Origin of the sequence: Halopenitus persicus, from assembly GCF_900107205.1 — an archaeon.
GTDB lineage: Archaea > Halobacteriota > Halobacteria > Halobacteriales > Haloferacaceae > Halopenitus > Halopenitus persicus.
On record NZ_FNPC01000005.1, the window covers coordinates 151,703 to 171,408 of the forward strand.

Below are 19,706 nucleotides of genomic sequence, written 5' to 3' on the forward strand. Positions count from 1 at the left end.
CCCCGTCCCGACGTCCGTGTCCGAAACCACGCCAGGTACGTGTTTCCGGAAGGCCACCGCGTCGGCACGCCGGTCACCGGCGACGACTCCGGAGGCGGGGCGGATCAGGGTGTCGATTTCGGAGTCCCCATCCAATCACCACAAAGACGAGCAGGAGGACGACGGCGATGAGCAGGCCGAGCGGGTCGGTTCGAGCGTGACCGACGAGGAGTCGCCACGCGGGACGCGCGATGCCAAGGATTCGGGCGGCGGTGACGATGAGGAGGACGGCCGGAATCAGATAGCGAACCACCGGGAGGAGCCGGCCGAGTTCCTCGTGGACGGTCTCGAGATCGGCAACCCAGACGAAGACGAACACGAGACAAAGCGCCGAGATGGGTAGTGCGAACGTTCCGACCGATCCGTCGACCAGGTCCAGGATCGGACGCCCAGCGACTGCGAGAGTGACGGGGCTATAACTCAATGCGGAGGGGACGCCGGCCACGAACACCCCACCTGTCAAAAGCAGCGTCGCCCGTTGACGGGAGAGTCGCGTCGTGTTCTCCGCGGCGGCGACGCCGACCTCGAGGAGCGCCACGGACGAGGACAGTGCGGCGAAAAAGAGGAGTCCGAAAAACGCGGCGGCGATCACCCGCCCGAACGACATCGTCGCGAAGGCGGTCGGCAGCGTGGTGAACGCGAGCTCGGTCCCGAGGGTCGGCTGGAGGCCGAAACTGAACACGATCGGGAAGATGACGAGGCCGGCGATGACGGCCGCCCCGATGTCGGCGATCGCGATCACGAGCGACGATTTGAATAGGTCCGTTCCCTCGTCCACGTAACTCCCGTAGGTGAGCATGATACCCTGACCGACGGACATCGAGAAAAAGACCTGTCCGAACGCCGCACTCCAGATGCCGAGGTCCGTGAGCACCGAAAACTCGGGAGTGAACAGGAAGGCGACAGCCAGCTCCCACTCGGAGAGCGTGACTGCATACAGTGCAAGCACGATGAGAAGGGCGAACACGGTCGGCATCACGATCTTCGACAGTCGTTCGATCCCGCCACGGACCCCCATCGAGACGACGCCACCAGTCACCGCCGTCGCGACGACGAAGTACGCAACGGGGAGCCAGCTCGCGGTGAACGGCGCGAACGTCGTCCGTGACCCGGCCAGCCACGAGAGGAAGAATCCGAGCACCCATCCGGTGAGGACGAGATAGTAGCTCAGAATGAGGAGCACGCCACCGAGGATAAGCCAGCCGAGCGCCGTGTACTCGGACCTCACGGAACGGAATGCGGAAACCACGTCCGTCCGAAGACGACGTCCGATGGCGAGCTCCAAGACCAGCATTGGCACCGCACAGACGAACGCCGCGAGCAGGTAGGGGACGAGATAGGCACCGCCGCCGTTCAGTCCGACGACGGCGGAGAACCGCCAGATGTTCCCGAGGCCGACTGCCGCCCCTACCGTTGCGAGAACAAACCCGAGCCCGGAGGACCACCGTGCGGTAGTCATACGTCGGTATGCGCACAGTGAAAGCTTAAATACCGGTCGTTCGACCGGCGATCGAACGACGGACGCAACACGGTCTGCAGCCGTCCTCGCGTCGTTCCCGACGAAAGTCGACCAGCTGCGGACGGAGTCGATCGTCAGGATGGCGTGCGTCGTGGAACGGTACCGCACCGTGTCGTCAATGCCGCGACATCGGCTGCGCCAACATACAAGACCGAGGCGCCGGAAGTCGCCGTATGCCGTTGCTGCAGTTCGATACGACGCTCGCGCTCTCGCCCGCGGAGAAAACCGCGTTCGCGGAGACGGTCACGGAGCTATATACGACCGAGATGGCGACGACGCGGGGCCACGTCGCCGTGACGATCCGCGACCATGAACCGACCGATCTCCATCTCGGCCGCGCCGTCGAAGGGCCGCTGGTGTTCCTGGACGCGGAGATCCGGCAGGGACGGTCCTCCGAGCGCAAGCGGGCGTTCGCGCTCGCGGTGATGGAGCACGTCGGGGCGACGTTCGACGTCCCCGACGAGAACATGAAGACCGTCTTCACCGAACACCCGGGCGACGCGATGATGGGCGTCGACCGCGTCGGCGACGAGTGGAACGAGGAGTAGCGGACGGGGCGTCGACGGCCGCCATCGCCCACGGATCTCCTTCCCTCCTCTCCCCCGTTCCGTTATCCGTTCACCCTATATTCATCGTGTAGTTAGTATATAAAAGACTGTTTTCACCACTTTCAGGCCTATTAAGCAGGTCAGAGACAAAACTCAAAGTGAGATAAAAGACATAAATGATTTCGAAATAGATGTGTGAGTATGGCGCGAGAGATACGGTTCGAGCTCGACGACGACCGGTACGAGGAGATGAAGGAGATCAAGGACGCCCAGGGTCGGACCTGGGCGGGCTTGTTCGTCGCGGGCGTCAGGGAATTGGACGGGTCCGACGCGGGCGAGGAGCGGCTTGACGGGCTGAAACACGACTGGGACGCGGACCAACGAGTCTTTCCCGAACCCGGGAACGACCGAGTTGGATCCTTCAAGGCCGGGTGGACGAAGGCGGAAAACGGCGAGGAGTTCGGTCCGCGAGCGCTGAAAGGACTGTCGTGGCATAACCTCGGCTGGCGGCTCGGGATGCTGTTCGACGACACGCCCACCGACCTGAAGGAGGACCTCTACCGGTGGTGCGTCGAGCAACAACGGGAGACGCGGCAGGACGAGTGAGGAGAACGGACAACCGGAAGTGGCGACGGACGTCCGAGAACAGCCACGCTGACCAAACGCGTATTCCGCTTTCAGCACGTAAGCGGTGCAAAGCTATTGATCTCCTTCGTCATCTTCGAGCCGAAAGACATCCGAGACTTCGATCTCTTCGTCATCAAAGTAGGAGCGGAGCGCGAGTTTTGTTCCAATATAAGACGCCGCGACGAAGATACCAAAGGCGATCGGCGTCCAAAATAGAACGAACTCTATTGCAGCCATACCTGAGATCCACAAACGCTTCAGATAATTGTTTGGGGCCGGTAGCTGCCTCTGCTGTACTGACCGGAGCTGGTTCAGAACGATCACCTACTGAGGATTTCAACAAAGCCAGCCGTAATTAATAATCGACGAGTGGATCTACCGAACGGTTGGTTCACGTCCAATAAGTCTACAGAGAGAATGTCGATGGATCTACGTTCGGCTCTTAGCGGTTCCGGTCGATCCAATCCTTGAACGCTTGGAAATCCTTCATTCCAGCCTGTTCGCCGATGCTCTTCAGTGTCCCCTCGGAGAGTTCGTCGTGGAGTGGGACAGGGACCGTTCGTGCGTCGACGTCGTGGTCGGCAGGCGGGTCCCGGACGAGAATCGCGTGATCTCCGTTCCGTTGAGCTTGCGAATTGAATGACTATGCCACCGACATCTATATCAGTATGAAAAAAGTATGAATAGGTATGCCTGAACACAAACGGAAAGTCGGAGATCGGGGGCAGGTGACGATTCCGAAGGAGCTGCGGGACCGTCGTGGCATCGAAGGCGGTGACGAAATTGAATTCGTCGAAGTGAATGACGAGATCATACTCAAACCGCCGACGGATGAGGAACGGCTTGCTGAAGGATATCGAAAGAGAGCCGAGCGGTCTCGTGAGTTGGCTGCAGAAATGGAAGACGCATCCGCAGAAGCAACCGGGCATCTCGGTGACGCACCCGACTGGAGCGAGTGAATTCCGGAGTCAACTGTGCAGGTACGCCGCGGCGACATTGTCATCGTTGAACTGAATCCCACGAAAGGGAGTGAGCAGCAAGGAAAGAGCCGGCCCTGTGTTGTCATCCAGAACGATGTTGGAAATCAGTACTCACCGACAACCATCATCGCTCCATTCACAAAGCAATACACGTCTGGAGACACCTACCCGTTCGAGGTGGAAGTACTGGCTTCGGATACTGCCCTCGATCACGATTCAGTAGCAGATCTCAGTCAAATCCGGGTTGTCGACATCGACGACCGCGTAAAAGAGAACATTGGATCTGTCCCGTCATCAGATATAGTGAAAATCGACTCGGCAATCAAAAATAGCCTCGGCATTTGAACGAAAAGTTCCGTCAGTGTATCGTCTGTACTGACCGACTTCAAGCTCCCGGACGCTCGTGTGAAAGCCGCTCGACCACACCTGCACTGGTGGATTCCGATCGCGGCTCCGTAATTACAGATTCGCGTCGAGCTCGAACAGCGGAAGCACGTCCGCGACCGCGTACTCCGTCAGCATCCGTTTCAGCTGTCGATACGTCGTCGTCTCGGTTGCGCCGCTGACGTGGAGATCCACATACAGCTCGCCGAGCGAGTCACCGATATGCTGCCCTTTCACGTGGCTCCCGTACCCTTCGTGGACGCTTTCGTGAAGGTCGTAATCGGCGTATCTGGTTTCCGCGACGTCGACGTCTTCCCACCGACAGATCCGCTCAAAGCTCGTTCCGCCGCCCGAGATTCGGCTTCGGTACTTGTCGAGGGAGACCTCCGCGAGATCCCGGTGGGTGGCAAACAGGGATTCGGTTCGCCGAGCCATCCCGGCGGTGACGCCGTTCTCGTCCAGCGATCGGGACCAGTTTTCCAAGTGAATGCGGTCGAACCCGTTCCCGTTGTAGGTGAGCACCGTCTCGACGTCCCTCCCCTCACACCACGCGAACAGCCGCTCGAGGAGGTCCGCCGTATGCTCCTGTTCCCAGCCGCCCGCTCGAAAGAGGACGTCCGACTCCGTCCCGCTCCCATCACGATACCCCACCGCGATCGCGACGAGCTCGAAGTAGCTCGTCTCCCGGAACTGCTCCTGTGTGGATGGCGCCTCGTCCGGACTTGCCGTCTCGATGTCGATCGCGAGCGTCCCCATACCGTGTGGGATCCGGCGGCCCCGTGTAAGCGATTGGGGTCGAGGGCGCGTTACGAGTCCTCGGGTCGTGTAGTCCGCTCGACGAGTTCCACGACGTACCCGTCCGGGTCACGGACGAACGCGATGCGGCTTCCGCTGGCCGCTTCCCGATACGGTTCGGCGACGACCGGCGGATCGACCCGGTCGACGAGCCGGCGGAACGTTTCGTCGACGTCCTCGACGCCGATGGCGACGTGTTCCCGGAGCGGGCGAGCGTCGCGTCCGGAGCGCTCGAGCGGCGTCTCCGGATCGTACGTGAACTGGATCTCGGGGGCCGAATCGCCCGACACGTAGACGTTTTCGATCCCGTCGTCGCCGGTGAACGATTTCGACCGTTCGAGGCCGACCCCGTCCACGTAAAACTCGAGCGTGGATTCGAGGTCGGAGACGGGGATCGCCACGTGGATGACGTCCATTCGGATACGTTCGCGGCGACTCGCGTTACGTGTTTTCATTTTCGAGATGGTACATCTCGGATCCTCGTTTTCCCGTTAGTAGACGGACAAAGCGATCAGACTCACGGTAGCGATGAGGAACATGGAGACGATGAGTGCTTCATCGGGCGTCGTTCGAAAGACCCCTATAAGTCGCTCGACGGGGATCGTACTCTGTAGAGTCAGCCCGATACCCACAGCGCCGCCAACAACTCCTCCGACACCTGTGGCAACACCTCTCTTACTCACCATACAGGCAGCTACTAGTATCGGAATATAAATCCCAAGTATAACTGAAGTCCACCCTTTACCACTCCGATCCGCTTTACGATCGCCACCTCGTCGAGAGCAGTGTCACGTACTGACTGGTTCTGAAAACCACCCTCCGAGGAAGGAACGGAATGGACTCGCGGGGGTCCCGCGAGCGACCGCAGGGAGCGAGGGGGACCACGCGAGGGAACGAGGCGAACGAAGTGAGCCGAGTGGACTCGCGGGGATTTGAACCGGAACCAGACGTGCTCGCTCACGTTGCTCGCTGCGCGCGACTGGTAGGATTCAAAATCACCGCTCGACCATTCTCGCTCCCTCGTAGAACTCAGTCGCTCCGATGGACTCGCGGGGATTTGAACCCCGGGCCTTCCCCGTGCCAGGGGGATGATCTACCACTGATCTACGAGCCCGCGCCGCGACCGATCGTACCGGCGGTTCCATCATAAGGGCTTCGAATCGCCGGCCTTCCGGGATCGACTCACACACGCGATCCCGGGTCGGATCTATATCCGGTCGGAGTCGACCGACACCTCGAGGTCGACCGACCGCGGGTCTCCCTCGAGGTCGGCGACGGCCCGCTCGACGGTTCGAGCCGCCTCCTCGCGGATCAGCGGGGTGGCCTTGCGGAGCACCCAGTCGAAGGAGACGAACCGCGGGAGATCGAGCGCGCCGGCGCGTGCCGAATCCGGGTCGAACCGGACCCGGAACTCGATCTCACAGGCGGGGGCGTCCGCCGCTCCGTCCGCCTCGACAGCATCGTCCGCAGCGTCCGACGCCGCAGCGCCCGCCACCGGTTCGATCAGCCAGTGGCCGTGCGCGTCGATGTCGGTCCGGATCGCCCACTCGATCCGGGACGGCGGATCGACGGCGGTCACCTCCGAGCGGACCGTGTGCGTGAGCTTCCACCAGCGAAACGTGAGCGCGTATCGGCTCCCGGCTCCCGTGCCCTCCCCGCCGCAGTCGTCGCCGTCGACGCCGGCCGCCGCGTCGATGTCCCCGTCGATCCGGTCGACGTGGTCGAGGTACTCGGCGTAGCGCGGATACCGGGTGAAGTCGGCCAGCAGGTCGTAGACCGCGGTCGGCTCGGCGTACACGGTCGTCCGCACGACGAGTTCGTCCACGCGGGAGCTACCGGCCGCGTGGACCTAAAGCCTCGTGCTCGGTCGCCGGCGGCGGTTCGTCCCGGCGCAAAAGCGAGACACGGTGGGTTCGTGGTTCTCTCCACCGGGATTCGGACGCCGCACCGGAAACGCCGGTCGGATCGACGGCTTTCGGGAAGGGCGAACGTCCGAGTCCACGACGAAGCGCGACGGTCGGGGATATGACATTATATCATTTGAATATACAGTCTTTATATTTTAATTATCCGTCTCAAACGCTCCGAACGCTGCTGAAGTCCGGAGCGGATCGCGTTCAACGAAATCGTGAATCGCGTTCGCGACCACCGGTACCGGCTGGACGCCCTCCGATCCCGAACCAAGGACTACCCCATATGCACGCTCAGTCCGGATCCGAACGGTATCCCCGATACCGTTCCTCGTGCTCCACGGGATCTCCGTGCTCCACGCGAGAGACGCCGCGGCGACGCCGGGGTTTCGTTGCGAGCGCCAACCGGCTCCGAACAGCCCTCCGGCGAGGTCTCGGCTGTGGGTATCACGACCCGGAAATCGACGTGGCGTGAAACAGATAAGTAAAACGAAAGGATGACGAACAAGTTCGTTTTCAAATATTTCGATCACGTCGGTCGGGAACGGCCGACACGTGGTCGGACACCGGCGTCGTCAGAGACGGGACGGCTACCTACATCCCACCGGCCCCCGTATACCAGACCATAACGCCGATCCAGACGACGACGAATCCGGCCCAGTGCCATTTCGCGGCCTTCGCGACCTTGATATAATCGATATCCGCGATGCCGCTGATGACGTACAGATTAAGCCCGTATGGAGGGGTGATGTATCCGATGGAAGCGCCCATCATGAAGATGATGCCCCAGGCAACGGGCGACCAGCCGAGCGAAGCCGCTGCTCCGGACAGCATCGGTGCGGTAAGGAGCATGTTCGGGGTCCCATCGAGGACCGATCCCGCCAACAACATGATCACGGTCATGACCAACGCGATCAACACGGGGTTCCCCAGCGAGATGATCGCGTTGGAGATCGCCTCCTGAAGACCGAGATCCGAGAGGCTCTGTTGGATCAGGATCGACGTGACGACCATCGGCAGGATGATCCCGATCAGGAGGATCGAGGAGTAGCAGGCACGAACGATCGCATCGATCGACGTGATTTGGCGGGAGCCGATCGCCGCAACCAGGATGTACACGACGGCGACGGAGGCGGACTCGCTTGGAGTGAAGATCCCGAGGAAGATACCGCCGAGCAGGACCACGATCGTACCGAGACCGACCTTTGCGTGCCACGTTTTGATCAGGAGCTGCTTGGGATCGATTCCGAACTCATCCGTGACGCCGTAATCGTTGCGATACGCGATGACGGTGTTCGTCGCCAGAAGGGCGAACAACATCCCCAATCCGGGGATGACGCCAGCGAGAAACAGATCGACGATCGAGACGCCGAAGGCCGCCCCGTAGATGATCAGCAGAAGGCTCGGGGGGATGATCGCTCCCAACACGCCGCCGGAAGCGATGGTGGCTGCGGCGTAATCGTTGTCGTACCCTTGCTCACAGAGCGGCGAATACAGCGCGGAGCCGACGGATGCCGTCGTTGCCGCGTTCGATCCCGTGATCGCCGAGAAGATCGCGGCGGTACCGATCGCCGTATTGCCCGTCACTCCCGGGATCCAGCCGATGACCTCCCGGGTAAACGCGACGAGGTTTTCGGCGATCCCCGCCTCTCGTATCAGATCCCCAACAAGGATGAACAGCGGGATCGCGGTGAACGAGAAACTCTGTAGCACCCCGTAATGGTTCTGGGACATGTTGATCAGCGGGAAGCTCCCGAACCCGACGTGGTATCCGAGCGCCCACAACCCGAACACCAGATATATCGGGATACCTAATATAAACGCGATGACGGTTAGTATGGTGATACCAACCAGGAACTCGGTCGGCGAGAACGCGAAGAGGAGTATTGAGTTCATTTTGAGATGTCGGATGTCGGGGTGACGTCTTCACCGCTCTCGTACTTCCGTTTGATTATGATTATCTGCTGGGTCGCCCGGAGTATGATGAGCGCCATCCCGACGGGGATCGCCAAATACGCCATCCACTGCGGGATCGGCGTGCCGAGGATGGGCCTACCGGTCGCGAGCCGCCGTTGGACGAGTTCTATCGAGTAGTACCCGATGATGGCGGCGAACGAAACCCACGTGAGGAAATCGACGTACCGTAACACGTAGTTCGCCCTGTTCGACAGCTTCGATCTGGCCAGCGAGAATCGGAAGTGCGATTCGTGGCGGATCGCCCACGCCGCTGCCACCCACACCATCCAGGTAAACAGAAAGAGCGTTCCGTTGAGCGTGAACGACGGCGGATTCTCGAACGTGACCCGCTGGACCACGGTGTAGAAGATCAGAAGCGTATAAAGGCTGATCAAAACGATCGCGATGTACCCCTCGAAGTTCTCCTCTAGCTTTCCCAACGTCTCACCATATTTAGTGGAAGCTGACATATTTTCTCCGAATAAAATGAACCACCCGCGTTACATTTCCGAGAGGTATTCGTCCCACCACGCGTCGACGGTGAAGTCGCTGTGACTGGATGGGACGGAGTCCTCCCGAGCTGTGTCGACGAGGTATTCGTGGAACGCTTCGCCGTCGACGCCGATCTGCCCTGCCGAATCGATGATGTCCGAGTACAGATCCAGATTGTCCTGGTAGCCGATGGCGTCCTCCCACTGCTGCATCTGATCCTCGTTGAGGTAGTTGTACTCGAGGTCGTGTTCGATCGTGCACGAGGACTCCGGGGGATCGTCCGTGTACATTCCGAGTCGCTGCTGATGGATCTCCTCCATGTTCATCTGCACGAGATCCTCGTAGACGGACTTCGACACGTCCGCGAGCAGCGACAGGTTCTCGTCCGAGAGGCTCTTGAGCCACTCGACGTTGGCCCACTTCGTGTCGTTGTGGATGGTCCACTTGTTGATGATGCTCGAGGCGAGCGCCTCGGCGTTGTTCCCGCCGTACGCACAGATGGGCGAGGCGGCCGCTTCCGCCCCGTCGACGGTTCCCGACCGGAGCCCCTGGAGGGCGTCCGCCCAGGAGAGCGAGACCGGATTCATGCCGAGCTCGTTGAGCGCGATCCCGGAGACCTGACTCGCCGTTCTCCGGCAGTCCATCCCCTCCACGTCGCCGGGAACCTGATGGGTGAAGTCCGTACTGTCCGCCCTATCGACGCCGATGTGTATCGCCCGTAACGCCGGCGCGTGGTACCAAAGCGGGATGACGCCGTACTCCTGGGCGAACGGCACCCAGAACTGCTCGTACGTTTCCGCCTGGGTGAGCGTGTGTGCGAGCGAGATCTCGCTCGGGAACGTGTACGGAATCATCCAGATGTCGTTCATCGGGAAGCTCGCGCTCGAGTTGCCGATCGAGGCGCTCCCGATCTCGACGGTCTGGTTACGGACGCTCTCCGGACAGTCCAGTTCGCCACAGATCTGGCCCTCGGCGACGTTTTCGACCTGGATGCGCCCGTCGCTTTGCTCTTCGACTCGCCGTTCGAACTCCCAGTGACCGGAGGGTTGTGCACCCTCCCATCCGCTTCCGGGGGGTGACATCACGCCGCCGATGGTGAACTCCAGCTCGGCGCTGCCGCCACCGTTACCGTTTCCACCGCCGTTGCCATTGCCGCCGCCGTTGCCGTTCCCGCCACCGTTGCCATTGCCGCCGCCGTTTCCATTGCCGCCACCGTTGCCGCCGCCGTCTTCAACACATCCCGCTAGCGTGAGAAGACTGGCGGAACCAGCAGCTCCTTTCAGAACTCTGCGCCGTGATGACCGCGTGCTATCAGGTGTCACGAGACATCTGTACTCACACCCATAATATAAATCTTTCCCCCGAATATGAGGTTTAATAGGTATCATATGGTGATGACCGAAACGGCATCCGAAGCGGGGAAAAGCGAACGATTCGGTCGATCGAACCCGGTTCGAGGAGCGGATGAAGTCGACGAGCAGTCGAGTAAAACGCCGAACGCCGTCGATCGGGCGGAGCCGTATTAGCCGTTCATCCCGTCGTGGAACCCGACCAGCTTCGTCCTGCTGAAGTGTTCGACGGCGTATTTGATCCCCTCCTTCCCCGTCCCGCTGTCCTTGAACCCGCCGTAGGGCATATGGTCCGTCCGGAACCCGCTGACGGTGTTGACGTTCACTCCGCCGGCGTCGATCGCATCCGCCGCCCGCTTCGCGCGGTCGATGTCTTGGGTAAAAACTCCGGCCTCGAGGCCGTACTCCGTATTGTTCGCCTCCTCCAGCGCTTCATCGAAGTCGCTAACCGGGATAACCGGGATCAGCGGTCCGAACGTCTCCTCGCTGGCTGCGGGCATGTCCGGCGTCACGCCGCCGAGAACGGTCGGTTCAAAGACCCGCTCGCCGAGATCGCCGCCGTACCGGCCACCGTATTCGACGGTCGCTCCCTGGGCGACCGTCTCCTCGAACAGCTCCACGGTGCCGTTGAACTCCTCGTCGCTGACCATCGCCGAGACGTCGGTCTCGTCGTCGACGGGATCGCCGACGGTCAACCGGCTTGCGGCGTCGGAGAGTGCCGCGAGTGCCTCGTCCTCGACCCTCTCGTCGACGAGCACCCGTTCGACGCTGTTGCAGACCTGCCCCGCGTTGGAACACGCCCCGTCCACGATCTCGGCGGCAGCCCGTTCGACGTCGGTATCCGACCACAGAATGGTCGGGTCGTTGCCGCCGAGCTCGAGCGTCACGTCGGTCATCCCGCTGTTGTTCGCGAGGTATTTCCCGACCGCGGTCGAACCGGTAAAGGAGATCGAGTCGACCGCCTCGTGATCGACGATCTCCTCGCCGACCACGGACCCGCTTCCGGTAACGACGTTCACGAGACCGTCGGGCGCGTCCATCTCCTCGACCGCGGCGTCGAGACATTCGAACAGCACGAGCGCGGAAAGCGGAGTGGCGGTTGCCGGCTTTCCGACGAACGCGTTCCCCGCAGCGACCGCCGGACCGACCTTGTGTGCCATCAACATAAGGGGGAAGTTAAACGGGGTGATCCCGGCCACCACCCCCACGGGTTCCGGCTGCGTGAAGCAGTGATCCCGGCTCATTCCCTTCTGGGGATCCATCGGAACGTACTCCCCGAACTGACGCTTGGCTTCCTCGGCCGAGAGTCGAAGCGTCTGCACCGAACGGTCGGCCTCGGTTCTCGCCTCCGTTATCGGTTTGCCCTGTTCGCTCGTGATTATTTCCGCGACCTCCTCGGCCCGCTCCTCGAGGCGATCCGCAGCGATCGACAGGAGCTCGTACCGCTCGTACGCCGAAAGCGACGTTCGCTCGGCTGCGTCCCTGGCGGATTCGATGGCGTCGGTTACCTGCTCGCGACTCGCCGACGGGATCGTTCCGACGGTCGTCCCGTCGTACGGATTGATCACGTCCGTTCGGTCGTCGCCCTCGATCCACGACCCGTCGATGAGCATATCCTTGTCCGTGCGTTCTGATTGGTCTAGCGACATGCGTCCGTCGGAACTCGGCGCTCGTACATTAACATTTGGGACGCGCGGGATCGAACGGGGCACACGCTCCGAGGCACGACCTCCTGACCGAACACGGAGAGCACGAACCGGAAGGGACACGGATTCGGAAGGGACACGAAGTCGGAAGGGACACGAAGTCGGAAGAGACACGAAGTCGGAAAAGACACGAAGTCGGAAGAACGGATTCGGAGGGAACACGATTCGGAGGAAACATGGATCCGGAAGGAGTACGGACCGAATCCAAAGTACCGATACACGTGTATCTGCGGGCAGCGTCGCTGCGGAGTCCGGTCGTGCTACCGGGACCGCCCGCGTCGTCCGTCAGTACGGGTCATCACGGACACGTCCTCGAAGGTGCGGCTCGCGGTTACTCCAATCCATGGGGGTGAATCGTTGCTCGATAGGCCTCGCCGCTTTCCTGTGCTGCATACGCGTCCTCGGCGTCCTCGAACGTCGTTTTGAAGTTGAACAGATCCCCGAAGGGGACCTCGTCCTGTAACTGGTCGATGAGGGCGATCGCCGACTCGAACTGCGTCGGCGGGTAGGCGAGGCTCCCGAGGACGTCGAGTTCCTTCTGGACGATTCGTGTCGGGTTGATCTCGGCCTCGCCGTTATAGGCGAAGTGTCCGACCTCGACGAAGGTGCCGCCGTCGTGGGGAAGTTCGATCCCCTGTTCGACCGCCGTGGGGACGCCGGCCGCTTCGATGACGATGTCCGGCCCGACGTTACCCGCGGTGAGCTCCTTGACCGTCGTGATGAGTTCGTCCGCCTCGTATTCGGTGAGGTTGACCAGATCGGTCGCCCCGAACGCCGACGCCAATTGAAGCCGTTCGTCGATCGCGTCGATCGCGATGATCTGTCCCGCGCCCGCGGCCTTCGCCGACGCGATGGCGAAGAGGCCGATCGGTCCCGCGCCCTGTACCGCGACGCTTTGCCCCACGCCGAACCCCTCCCGGATGTGGGGATGTCCCGGTTGCATCGACCGTTCGAAGGCGTGCATCCCGACCGAGATCGGCTCGACGAGCGCGCCCAGTTCGGGGGGAACGTCCTCGGGAAGCTTGTAGTAAAACGATTTGGGCGGCAACACGACGTACTTGCTCATCCCGCCGGCGTACTGGTCCGCGACGTTATCGAAGCCGAACCGGTCGGCGTTCTCGCTCAACCGTGGACGGCCCGGCATGTTTCGCGAGTACCAGTCGGTGCCGTCGTTGTCCATCGCCGGAACGACCGACAGGTTATCGCCCTCCCGTATCTCGGTCCCCTTGGAGTCCCGCTCCACGTTTTCGCCGACCTCCTCGATCACCCCGGTGAACTCGTGTCCCGGCACGACGGGGAAATCGAGATCCATCCCGCCATTATACATGTGGACGTCCGTTCCACAGATCCCGGTCACCTCGACGCGCAGCAACACGTCATCGGGACCAACGTCGGGGATCGTTATCTCCTGGACCTCGAGCTCACCGGGTTCGTTCATGACGATAGCGGTCGTTTTCATCGTAGTCACATCGGCTAAGAGCAACCGGGTTAATAAGTGTTGTGGGGGTTGGTATCACGACGCCCCGCGGTTTCGGCACGAAACGCCCGGGAGGGACGAGGATCGCACGGCGAGTTAGAATAAATAAAAAATAATTATAGTAATTCGTTCGAATGAAGCGAACGATCGGCACGTCCGAGTTCCGACGAAATTACTGATGTAGTTTTGTAATTTAAGGGGTCGAGCATCGTTCCTCGCGACCGACTGAATCCAATGATCATCCACGATCGGCGAACGAAATTGTATATAAATACATAAGAAGCAGCTATGCATCAAACGACAACTATCGTCATCGGATTCCAGCCGTATCAGCCGCGTCGATCTTTCGGCCGTTTCACGCGGCGATCCTCGTGGTCGGGGACGCAAAATCGTTCGATTTAATCGAATATCCTCCGGGTGGGCGAAACGCCGTTCGATTCGCGTTTCCGAGCATACCGTCAGTCACGCTCGTCCGACGATGGCTCCGGCTGGAGTCGGTCCCCGCCGGTTACTCGTAGACGGTCCTCTCAACCCTGTTTTCGCTCACGTAGTCCCAATCGTATTCGACGCCGAGACCCGGTCCGTCGGGGATGCCCACCGTCCCGTCCGCGTCGATGCCGTCGATGCGGTCCGTATAGCCGTCCTGGTACACCGGGTATTCCGAGTGCGGCTCCTTGGAGGTCGGATGGACCAATCCGAGCTCGTAGAAGTTGGAGTTGCGGGTCGCCGCCATACAGTGCCGTTGTGCGGGGCCGGCCAGGTGGTACTCGATGTCGACGCCGAGACCCTCAGCCGCCCTGGCGATCTTCATTGCTCCAGTGATCCCGCCGTCCCACTCCGGGTCGGCGCGGGCGAAGTCCGTCGCGTCGTTCGCGACGAAGTCGACCGTCGGTTCCACCCCCCGAACGAGTTCCGTCTGGAGGATGGGCGTGTCCATCGACTGCCGGAGATTCCGGTGGCCGTGCTGCGACCGTCCCATGTCCTTGTACGGGTCCTCGTACCAGAAATATCCGTATTCGTCACACGCCCGCCCGACTCTGAGCGCGTCCGCACGCGTCTCGTACTTGCCGACCGGGTCGTGCATCAACGCCATTCGGTCACCGACCCGATCGCCGACGGCCTCGATCAGCTCGATCTCGTCCTCGACGTCGTATGCGCCCGTTTCACACCACGTGTGCGTTTTGAACCCCCGGTAGCCGTACTCGTAACACGTCTCGGCGAAGTCCGCGAAGTCCGCCGGCGAACTGAGTCCGGAGTCGAGCTGCGCGAAGTACGTGGACGCGTACGCCGGCAGCCTCGTTCGGTGCGTGCCGAGCAGTTCGTGGATCGGGAGTCCGGCGTACTTCCCGGCGAAGTCCCAGAGCGCGATGTCGATGAGTCCGAGCCCCATCTGGTCGTACTTTCGGAGCATCTCGCGCATCGCGTTCCAGTGTTTCTCGCGTTGGAGCGGGTTCGCCCCCAGTAGATACTCGGCACAGAGCCCGACCTGGGTTGCTGCCGGTTTTCCGCCGCCGATATACTCACCCGTGAACTCGGTGTCGGTGTGAATGCGAATTCCGTGTATTTGACGGTTGTACGTCTCACCTGGAGCGTATACGAGCTTTTGCGCGGTGTGATCGAGCCGGACGTCCGGTATCGGGTACGTGAATGCGGTCAGTTCGATCCGCGTTATCTCTGGAGACATAACTGGGTAAGGGCTATGGAACCGGATTGAAGTTACGCATACTTAGTGTCTTTCCACGAAGCGGACGGAAATCCATACCACGGTCCTCACCCGGATTAATCGGTAGTACCGTTATTCTATATATTCGAACGAGAGGAGGACTCCATACCGGATTGTTTTGCCCGGGTTGTTGTGCCTCGGAATGATCATCACTCGTCTCTACCGAATTGACCGATTCGAGCTGTGAAACCGGGAAGAACGTCTCGAGAATTCGGTGAGCATTCATTCGCCATATCAAACCCTAAATATCAGATATACATATAATGTAGATTCTTGCTTTTTCTCGCGTCGGTCGGCGTCAGACGACCGTTGACAACCGGATTCGGAAAGTCGATCGACGGCAAACTGATGGCGAACGTCCGATCGCGTCGTCGTTGATCAAAGGACGGTTCGGAACATCAACGGGCAGTATTGGTCGTACGCCGCCGTCGATCAGGACTCTCACAACGATCCGCTTACGGCCGTTTTTGACGCAACCCTCCCGATCGGACGGGAGTTTCTCGCCGCAGTATCCGACAGGCACAGCGTAAAGACGTCGTGTCCCTGGCCGATGACATCGACGATCGTATCGGGACACTGTGGCGAGCAGACCGGACTTCCCGCGCCGATATCAACGACGATCGAAACAGCATTAAAATAACAGTTGGTATATAGAAGGTCGTTATTGTCTATTTTCAAACAACCTCATCCCGCGCGGTTCCGATGACCGCCGATACGTGGCTGGAAGCCCACGCCGTCCGGTGGAATTAGACTTAAGTTAACACCAGACATCCATCAGCACGTTAATGAACGACGACCCCGACCAACGCAATTCGGACTCTACCCTTCTCGGGATCATCTCATTGCTGGATAAACACGGCACCGTTGGCGTCACCGAGGTCGCCGATCAGCTTGATATCGCGAAGAGCACCGCCCATTATCACCTGAACGTGCTGTTGCGGAACGATTTCGTCATCAAGGATGAGACGAAGTACAAGCTCGGAACGAAACTGCTGGGGATCGGCATCCAAGCCCGCCGACGCATCCCGCTTTTCAGAGCCGCGAAGGAGGAGATCAGCAAGCTGGGCAGCAAAACGAACGAGTTGGTGATACTGTCCATCGAGGAGCGCGGACTCGGCGTTTATTTACATAAATCGAGCAACGGGAGCGCGCTCGACATCGACGCCCCGATCGGCCGCACCGCCACGCTCCACAATCGCGCCCTCGGGAAGGCGATGTTGGCGTACTTTCCCGAGGAACGGGTCGATGAGATAATCGATCAGCACGGACTTCCGGAGACGACGGATCGGACGATCACGACCAGGGAACAGTTGGACGTGGAGCTGCAACGGGTTCGAAAGGAGGGGATCGCGTTCAACCGCGAGGAGCATATCGAGGGGATCAACGGCGTCGCCGTCCCCATCCTCGATGCCGAGGGAAACGTGCTCGGGGCAGTGAGCATAGCCGGGCCGGCCGATCGGTTTCAGGGATCCACGCTCACCGAGGATTACCCGTATCTCCTTTCGAAGACGCGGAACACGATCGAACTGGAGATCGAACACAGCGACGACTATTGACGCCCCCGCGCCGTGTACGGCGCGGCTCCCTGCCACGGAGGCGGTCGAGTCCGTCGAATCCCTGCCCGAAAGGATCGCTTCACCGAGTCTACCGACCGGATCGGCGTGAAGGGGAGCGGGCGGGACCGGACGTTCGGCGAAAACAGTGAACCGAGCGTTCGCCATCATTTTGCTGAAGTACCACTTTTGAATACAACTTTACTTTTTTAGAGGTCCGTCCATATCGGAGACGAGCGGCCGTTCACGACTGGGTTCGAAAAGCCGAGCTCCGGCCGACCGATGGCGAGCGGCCGGATCGCGTTGCCACCGATCGGAAGGCGACGCGGATCAACGGCGAGCAGCCCCGGCTGTACGCTGCCGTCGCTTCGGATACCAACGGAATGCTCCATTCACAGCCGTTCCTGATATATATACATATCCGTTCCCGATCAGTCGGGAGTTTTTCGCCGAAGTAGTCGGGGAGCACGGCGTCCTTGACCTCCTCCGAAATCAAAAAGACCGATAGTAACCGAGACCAACGCCCTCGTCAACGCCGGATTCCCGTCGATGATGCCGACGATCTCACGGAAGCGTTTCGTAAAAAACCGCAGCTTTCGCGTCGAGATCGGCGGCGATCGAAACGACGTTAAACGTGTCTTTTAGGATAGGTAACGCAAAAATTCTCATTTTTAGATATTTTTCAAGCGTCGATCGGGTCCGTTCGCGGGATCGACGAAGCCGGGCGCGACCGGGAACCGACGTGACCGCCACACGTCACGAGGCGCCCTCGCGGGCCCCGATCTCGCGGTAGATCCAGATCGCCGTCACGTGGGCCCCGAGGAACAGCAGGAACCCGACGACGAGTCCGGCCAGCTGGATGCGGCCCAGTCCGCCCGGCACGAAAAGCGAGAGGGCGGCCAGCGCGACGGCGAACACGAGGGCGCTGAACAGTCCCGCGAGCAGGTAGACGCCGAGGTCCGAGGTGGGCAGACGCGTCACTGACGCGAGCTTCGGCCGACGTCACCAAAACGGCGACGGTTCCGCGCCGACCCCGGCTCCGGCGAACGCCGTTACCGAACGCCGATCGGCGTTCGCTCCCGTGTCCCCGATCGGCGCACGCCGAGCAGGCCGCCGTCGTCCGTTTCGGTGGCCGTCTCCGTCGGCGTGTCGGTCGTCGTCTCCGTCGTGGATTCCGTATCAGTGGGCGTCGGCGTATCGCTCGGCGTGTCCGTTTCCGGGTCCGAACCCAGCAGGCCGTCGTCCGTTTCGGTTTCCGTGGTCGAATCGTCCCGCGTTTCGGTCTCGCCGGGAGCGTCCGCCGGCGTCGCTGTCCCGGAGGTGTCGGTTCCGTCGCCGTCGCTCCCCGAGCCGTCGGCGGTGTCGTTCCCCGACGGGTCGTCCGCGCCGCCGCCGAAGATGTCGGTCTCGATCGTCCGGGTCATCGTGTCGAGCGGGACCCGAACCGTGTCGCCGCCGCCCTCCGAGAGGTCGATCCGGAAGTAGAAGTCGGCGGCGAGCGTCGTCACCTGGTCGTTTTGCAGGTGGCTCACCCACCACTCGTCGAGGTGCTCGTTCTCGAGCCGGAACGTGGCGTTGATCGTCTCCTCGCTCCGCGGCGGAATCACGACGGAGGAGTTCGTCGCGCCGGACCCCATCTCGACGTCGTTCATCGCGACGTCGTAGCCGATCCCCGAGACCGCGATCGGCACCGACCGCGGGTTGTAGACGTCGAATGACATCCGGATCTCCGTCTCAGACTCGGAGACCGTTCCCCACTCGCCGCGCGTCTCGCGGATCACCAGCACGGGATCGGGAACGACCGGGCTGGAGGCGTTCACCTCCTTGTCCTCGGTGGAGTTGAACGCCTCGATGAGCGAGGTGTCGATCCCGCGCTCGACGCTCGGTGCGTCGAAGGATCGGCCCAGAAGCGACGAATGGACGTCCGCGTGCACGGTCAGCGTCGTCCGCTCCCCGTTTTGCAGGTGGCTCACCCACCAGTCGGGGATCCGGCTGTTGTTCATTGCGGTGGTCGTCGGGATCGTGTCGTTCCCGCGGTCGATCGACACGCCCGACTTCGTCCCGTTCGCCATCGCGATCCCGTTCATTCGGACCTCGTAATCGACCGTCAGCCCGCCGGCGGTCACCCCGATCGGGTTCGGATTCCGGACGTGGATGTCCGTGTGGATCTCCGTGGTCTCCTCGGTGACGTTCCCGAACGCGTTGTCGACGCCGGTCACGCTCGGCGTGCCGAGCACGCCGGCCGCGAACCCGCCGCCGATCACGACGGCGAGGCCGACCACGACCGCGACGGCAAGCTTGATCCCCCCGATCGATCGGATCCCGTTCGAACCCATGGCTACCCCACCGTGGCGGCGTGAACGACTTAAATGGCGGCGATCAGCGCGAATCGCCCCGTCCGCGGGCCGAATCCGAAACGATAAGTGAGCGCCGTGGAAGGGTCGGGTATGAGCGAGGGAGCCACCGGATCGGACGTCGGATTGGGAGTCGGACTCGCCGCCGCCGCGATCGTCGCGCTCGGCGCGGTCGTGATGTTCGCTGGACCGACACAGATCGTCAGCGCGGCCGGCTTCGGCGTGGCGATGGTGGCCGCCGTGCTGTCGGTGGCCGCGTTCCATCTCTTCGAGTGACGACCGTCCATCACCTCG

Annotated in this window: 20 protein-coding genes, 1 tRNA gene and 1 pseudogene; 6 read left to right on the forward strand and 16 right to left on the reverse strand. The window is 61.3% G+C overall.

Annotated elements, in window-relative coordinates; all coding sequences use genetic code 11:
* Nucleotides 1–73: 73 nt before the first annotated feature.
* Nucleotides 74–1,498, reverse strand: a complete 1,425-nt coding sequence (locus BLV25_RS10000; RefSeq protein WP_092732811.1) for a sodium-dependent transporter — start codon at nt 1,496–1,498, stop codon at nt 74–76.
* Between the two features lie 233 nt (nt 1,499–1,731).
* Between BLV25_RS10000 and BLV25_RS10005 the strand changes: the two genes are divergently transcribed.
* Together BLV25_RS10005 and BLV25_RS10010 are read left to right on the forward strand one after the other, a co-directional pair.
* The gene (locus BLV25_RS10005) at nt 1,732–2,106 is read left to right on the forward strand and encodes a tautomerase (RefSeq protein ID WP_092732814.1); all 375 of its coding nucleotides are present in this window, start codon (nt 1,732–1,734) and stop codon (nt 2,104–2,106) included.
* Nucleotides 2,107–2,307: 201 nt separating this feature from the next.
* The gene (locus tag BLV25_RS10010; RefSeq protein ID WP_021074392.1) at nt 2,308–2,712 is read left to right on the forward strand and encodes a hypothetical protein; all 405 of its coding nucleotides are present in this window, start codon (nt 2,308–2,310) and stop codon (nt 2,710–2,712) included.
* Between the two features lie 93 nt (nt 2,713–2,805).
* On the opposite strand, the gene BLV25_RS17435 is transcribed toward BLV25_RS10010, so the two are convergent.
* Both BLV25_RS17435 and BLV25_RS10015 read right to left on the reverse strand, forming a co-directional pair.
* Complete coding sequence (locus BLV25_RS17435) at nt 2,806–2,970, reverse strand: hypothetical protein (protein ID WP_021074391.1); 165 nt, start codon at nt 2,968–2,970, stop codon at nt 2,806–2,808.
* Between the two features lie 205 nt (nt 2,971–3,175).
* A pseudogene (locus BLV25_RS10015) lies at nt 3,176–3,343 on the reverse strand (type II toxin-antitoxin system HicA family toxin); the annotation flags it as partial.
* A gap of 79 nt (nt 3,344–3,422) precedes the next feature.
* Between BLV25_RS10015 and BLV25_RS10020 the strand changes: the two are divergent.
* Both BLV25_RS10020 and BLV25_RS10025 read left to right on the forward strand, forming a co-directional pair.
* Complete coding sequence (locus tag BLV25_RS10020; protein WP_092732817.1) at nt 3,423–3,692, forward strand: AbrB/MazE/SpoVT family DNA-binding domain-containing protein; 270 nt, start codon at nt 3,423–3,425, stop codon at nt 3,690–3,692.
* A 15-nt stretch (nt 3,693–3,707) separates the two neighbouring features.
* On the forward strand, nt 3,708–4,058 hold the full coding sequence (locus BLV25_RS10025) for a type II toxin-antitoxin system PemK/MazF family toxin (protein WP_092732820.1): 351 nt from the start codon (nt 3,708–3,710) through the stop codon (nt 4,056–4,058).
* A gap of 114 nt (nt 4,059–4,172) precedes the next feature.
* On the opposite strand, the gene BLV25_RS10030 is transcribed toward BLV25_RS10025, so the two are convergent.
* From BLV25_RS10030 to BLV25_RS10080, 11 genes are all read right to left on the reverse strand, one after another.
* Nucleotides 4,173–4,853: a hypothetical protein gene (locus BLV25_RS10030; protein WP_092732823.1), complete on the reverse strand. Its 681-nt coding sequence runs from the start codon at nt 4,851–4,853 to the stop codon at nt 4,173–4,175.
* A gap of 50 nt (nt 4,854–4,903) precedes the next feature.
* The gene (locus BLV25_RS10035) at nt 4,904–5,308 is read right to left on the reverse strand and encodes a VOC family protein (protein ID WP_021074389.1); all 405 of its coding nucleotides are present in this window, start codon (nt 5,306–5,308) and stop codon (nt 4,904–4,906) included.
* A gap of 75 nt (nt 5,309–5,383) precedes the next feature.
* Entirely contained in the window at nt 5,384–5,578 is a 195-nt protein-coding gene (locus BLV25_RS10040; RefSeq protein WP_021074388.1) for a hypothetical protein, read from the reverse strand.
* 356 nt (nt 5,579–5,934) lie between these two features.
* Nucleotides 5,935–6,006, reverse strand: a tRNA-Ala gene (locus tag BLV25_RS10045).
* 93 nt (nt 6,007–6,099) lie between these two features.
* Complete coding sequence (locus BLV25_RS10050; protein ID WP_039401479.1) at nt 6,100–6,717, reverse strand: SRPBCC family protein; 618 nt, start codon at nt 6,715–6,717, stop codon at nt 6,100–6,102.
* A gap of 679 nt (nt 6,718–7,396) precedes the next feature.
* Nucleotides 7,397–8,698 (reverse strand): TRAP transporter large permease, encoded by a 1,302-nt coding sequence (locus BLV25_RS10055; protein ID WP_039401476.1) that lies wholly within the window; start codon nt 8,696–8,698, stop codon nt 7,397–7,399.
* Nucleotides 8,695–9,228 (reverse strand): TRAP transporter small permease, encoded by a 534-nt coding sequence (locus BLV25_RS10060; RefSeq protein WP_021074384.1) that lies wholly within the window; start codon nt 9,226–9,228, stop codon nt 8,695–8,697. The genes BLV25_RS10055 and BLV25_RS10060 overlap by 4 nt, the downstream gene beginning before the upstream one ends.
* A 30-nt stretch (nt 9,229–9,258) precedes the next feature.
* Complete coding sequence (locus BLV25_RS10065; RefSeq protein WP_162047682.1) at nt 9,259–10,572, reverse strand: TRAP transporter substrate-binding protein; 1,314 nt, start codon at nt 10,570–10,572, stop codon at nt 9,259–9,261.
* 200 nt (nt 10,573–10,772) lie between these two features.
* The gene (locus tag BLV25_RS10070) at nt 10,773–12,248 is read right to left on the reverse strand and encodes an aldehyde dehydrogenase family protein (protein ID WP_092732826.1); all 1,476 of its coding nucleotides are present in this window, start codon (nt 12,246–12,248) and stop codon (nt 10,773–10,775) included.
* A gap of 388 nt (nt 12,249–12,636) precedes the next feature.
* A complete protein-coding gene (locus BLV25_RS10075; RefSeq protein ID WP_092732829.1) occupies nt 12,637–13,764 on the reverse strand; it encodes a zinc-dependent alcohol dehydrogenase in 1,128 nt (375 codons plus the stop codon).
* A gap of 526 nt (nt 13,765–14,290) precedes the next feature.
* Nucleotides 14,291–15,466: an enolase C-terminal domain-like protein gene (locus BLV25_RS10080; RefSeq protein WP_092732832.1), complete on the reverse strand. Its 1,176-nt coding sequence runs from the start codon at nt 15,464–15,466 to the stop codon at nt 14,291–14,293.
* A gap of 824 nt (nt 15,467–16,290) precedes the next feature.
* Between BLV25_RS10080 and BLV25_RS10085 the strand changes: the two genes are divergently transcribed.
* Complete coding sequence (locus BLV25_RS10085) at nt 16,291–17,061, forward strand: IclR family transcriptional regulator (protein WP_021074378.1); 771 nt, start codon at nt 16,291–16,293, stop codon at nt 17,059–17,061.
* Nucleotides 17,062–17,814: 753 nt separating this feature from the next.
* Here BLV25_RS10085 and BLV25_RS10095 read toward each other — a convergent pair.
* The gene (locus tag BLV25_RS10095) at nt 17,815–18,039 is read right to left on the reverse strand and encodes a hypothetical protein (protein ID WP_021074377.1); all 225 of its coding nucleotides are present in this window, start codon (nt 18,037–18,039) and stop codon (nt 17,815–17,817) included.
* Between the two features lie 71 nt (nt 18,040–18,110).
* On the reverse strand, nt 18,111–19,394 hold the full coding sequence (locus BLV25_RS10100; RefSeq protein ID WP_092732838.1) for an LEA type 2 family protein: 1,284 nt from the start codon (nt 19,392–19,394) through the stop codon (nt 18,111–18,113).
* A gap of 111 nt (nt 19,395–19,505) precedes the next feature.
* On the opposite strand from BLV25_RS10100, the gene BLV25_RS10105 reads away from it, so the two are divergent.
* On the forward strand, nt 19,506–19,688 hold the full coding sequence (locus BLV25_RS10105; protein ID WP_021074375.1) for a DUF7525 family protein: 183 nt from the start codon (nt 19,506–19,508) through the stop codon (nt 19,686–19,688).
* Nucleotides 19,689–19,706 lie beyond the last annotated feature (18 nt).

What these genes read in the sequence shown, in the direction of transcription:
- BLV25_RS10000 (WP_092732811.1), bottom strand. Translation starts at nt 1,498, where the DNA reads ATGACTACCGCACGGTGGTCCTCCGGGCTCGGGTTTGTTCTCGCAACG.
- BLV25_RS10005 (WP_092732814.1), top strand. Translation starts at nt 1,732, where the DNA reads ATGCCGTTGCTGCAGTTCGATACGACGCTCGCGCTCTCGCCCGCGGAG.
- BLV25_RS10010 (WP_021074392.1), top strand. Translation starts at nt 2,308, where the DNA reads ATGGCGCGAGAGATACGGTTCGAGCTCGACGACGACCGGTACGAGGAG.
- BLV25_RS17435 (WP_021074391.1), bottom strand. Translation starts at nt 2,970, where the DNA reads ATGGCTGCAATAGAGTTCGTTCTATTTTGGACGCCGATCGCCTTTGGT.
- BLV25_RS10020 (WP_092732817.1), top strand. Translation starts at nt 3,423, where the DNA reads ATGCCTGAACACAAACGGAAAGTCGGAGATCGGGGGCAGGTGACGATT.
- BLV25_RS10030 (WP_092732823.1), bottom strand. Translation starts at nt 4,853, where the DNA reads ATGGGGACGCTCGCGATCGACATCGAGACGGCAAGTCCGGACGAGGCG.
- BLV25_RS10035 (WP_021074389.1), bottom strand. Translation starts at nt 5,308, where the DNA reads ATGGACGTCATCCACGTGGCGATCCCCGTCTCCGACCTCGAATCCACG.
- BLV25_RS10040 (WP_021074388.1), bottom strand. Translation starts at nt 5,578, where the DNA reads ATGGTGAGTAAGAGAGGTGTTGCCACAGGTGTCGGAGGAGTTGTTGGC.
- BLV25_RS10055 (WP_039401476.1), bottom strand. Translation starts at nt 8,698, where the DNA reads ATGAACTCAATACTCCTCTTCGCGTTCTCGCCGACCGAGTTCCTGGTT.
- BLV25_RS10060 (WP_021074384.1), bottom strand. Translation starts at nt 9,228, where the DNA reads ATGTCAGCTTCCACTAAATATGGTGAGACGTTGGGAAAGCTAGAGGAG.
- BLV25_RS10070 (WP_092732826.1), bottom strand. Translation starts at nt 12,248, where the DNA reads ATGTCGCTAGACCAATCAGAACGCACGGACAAGGATATGCTCATCGAC.
- BLV25_RS10075 (WP_092732829.1), bottom strand. Translation starts at nt 13,764, where the DNA reads ATGAAAACGACCGCTATCGTCATGAACGAACCCGGTGAGCTCGAGGTC.
- BLV25_RS10080 (WP_092732832.1), bottom strand. Translation starts at nt 15,466, where the DNA reads ATGTCTCCAGAGATAACGCGGATCGAACTGACCGCATTCACGTACCCG.
- BLV25_RS10085 (WP_021074378.1), top strand. Translation starts at nt 16,291, where the DNA reads ATGAACGACGACCCCGACCAACGCAATTCGGACTCTACCCTTCTCGGG.
- BLV25_RS10100 (WP_092732838.1), bottom strand. Translation starts at nt 19,394, where the DNA reads ATGGGTTCGAACGGGATCCGATCGATCGGGGGGATCAAGCTTGCCGTC.
- BLV25_RS10105 (WP_021074375.1), top strand. Translation starts at nt 19,506, where the DNA reads ATGAGCGAGGGAGCCACCGGATCGGACGTCGGATTGGGAGTCGGACTC.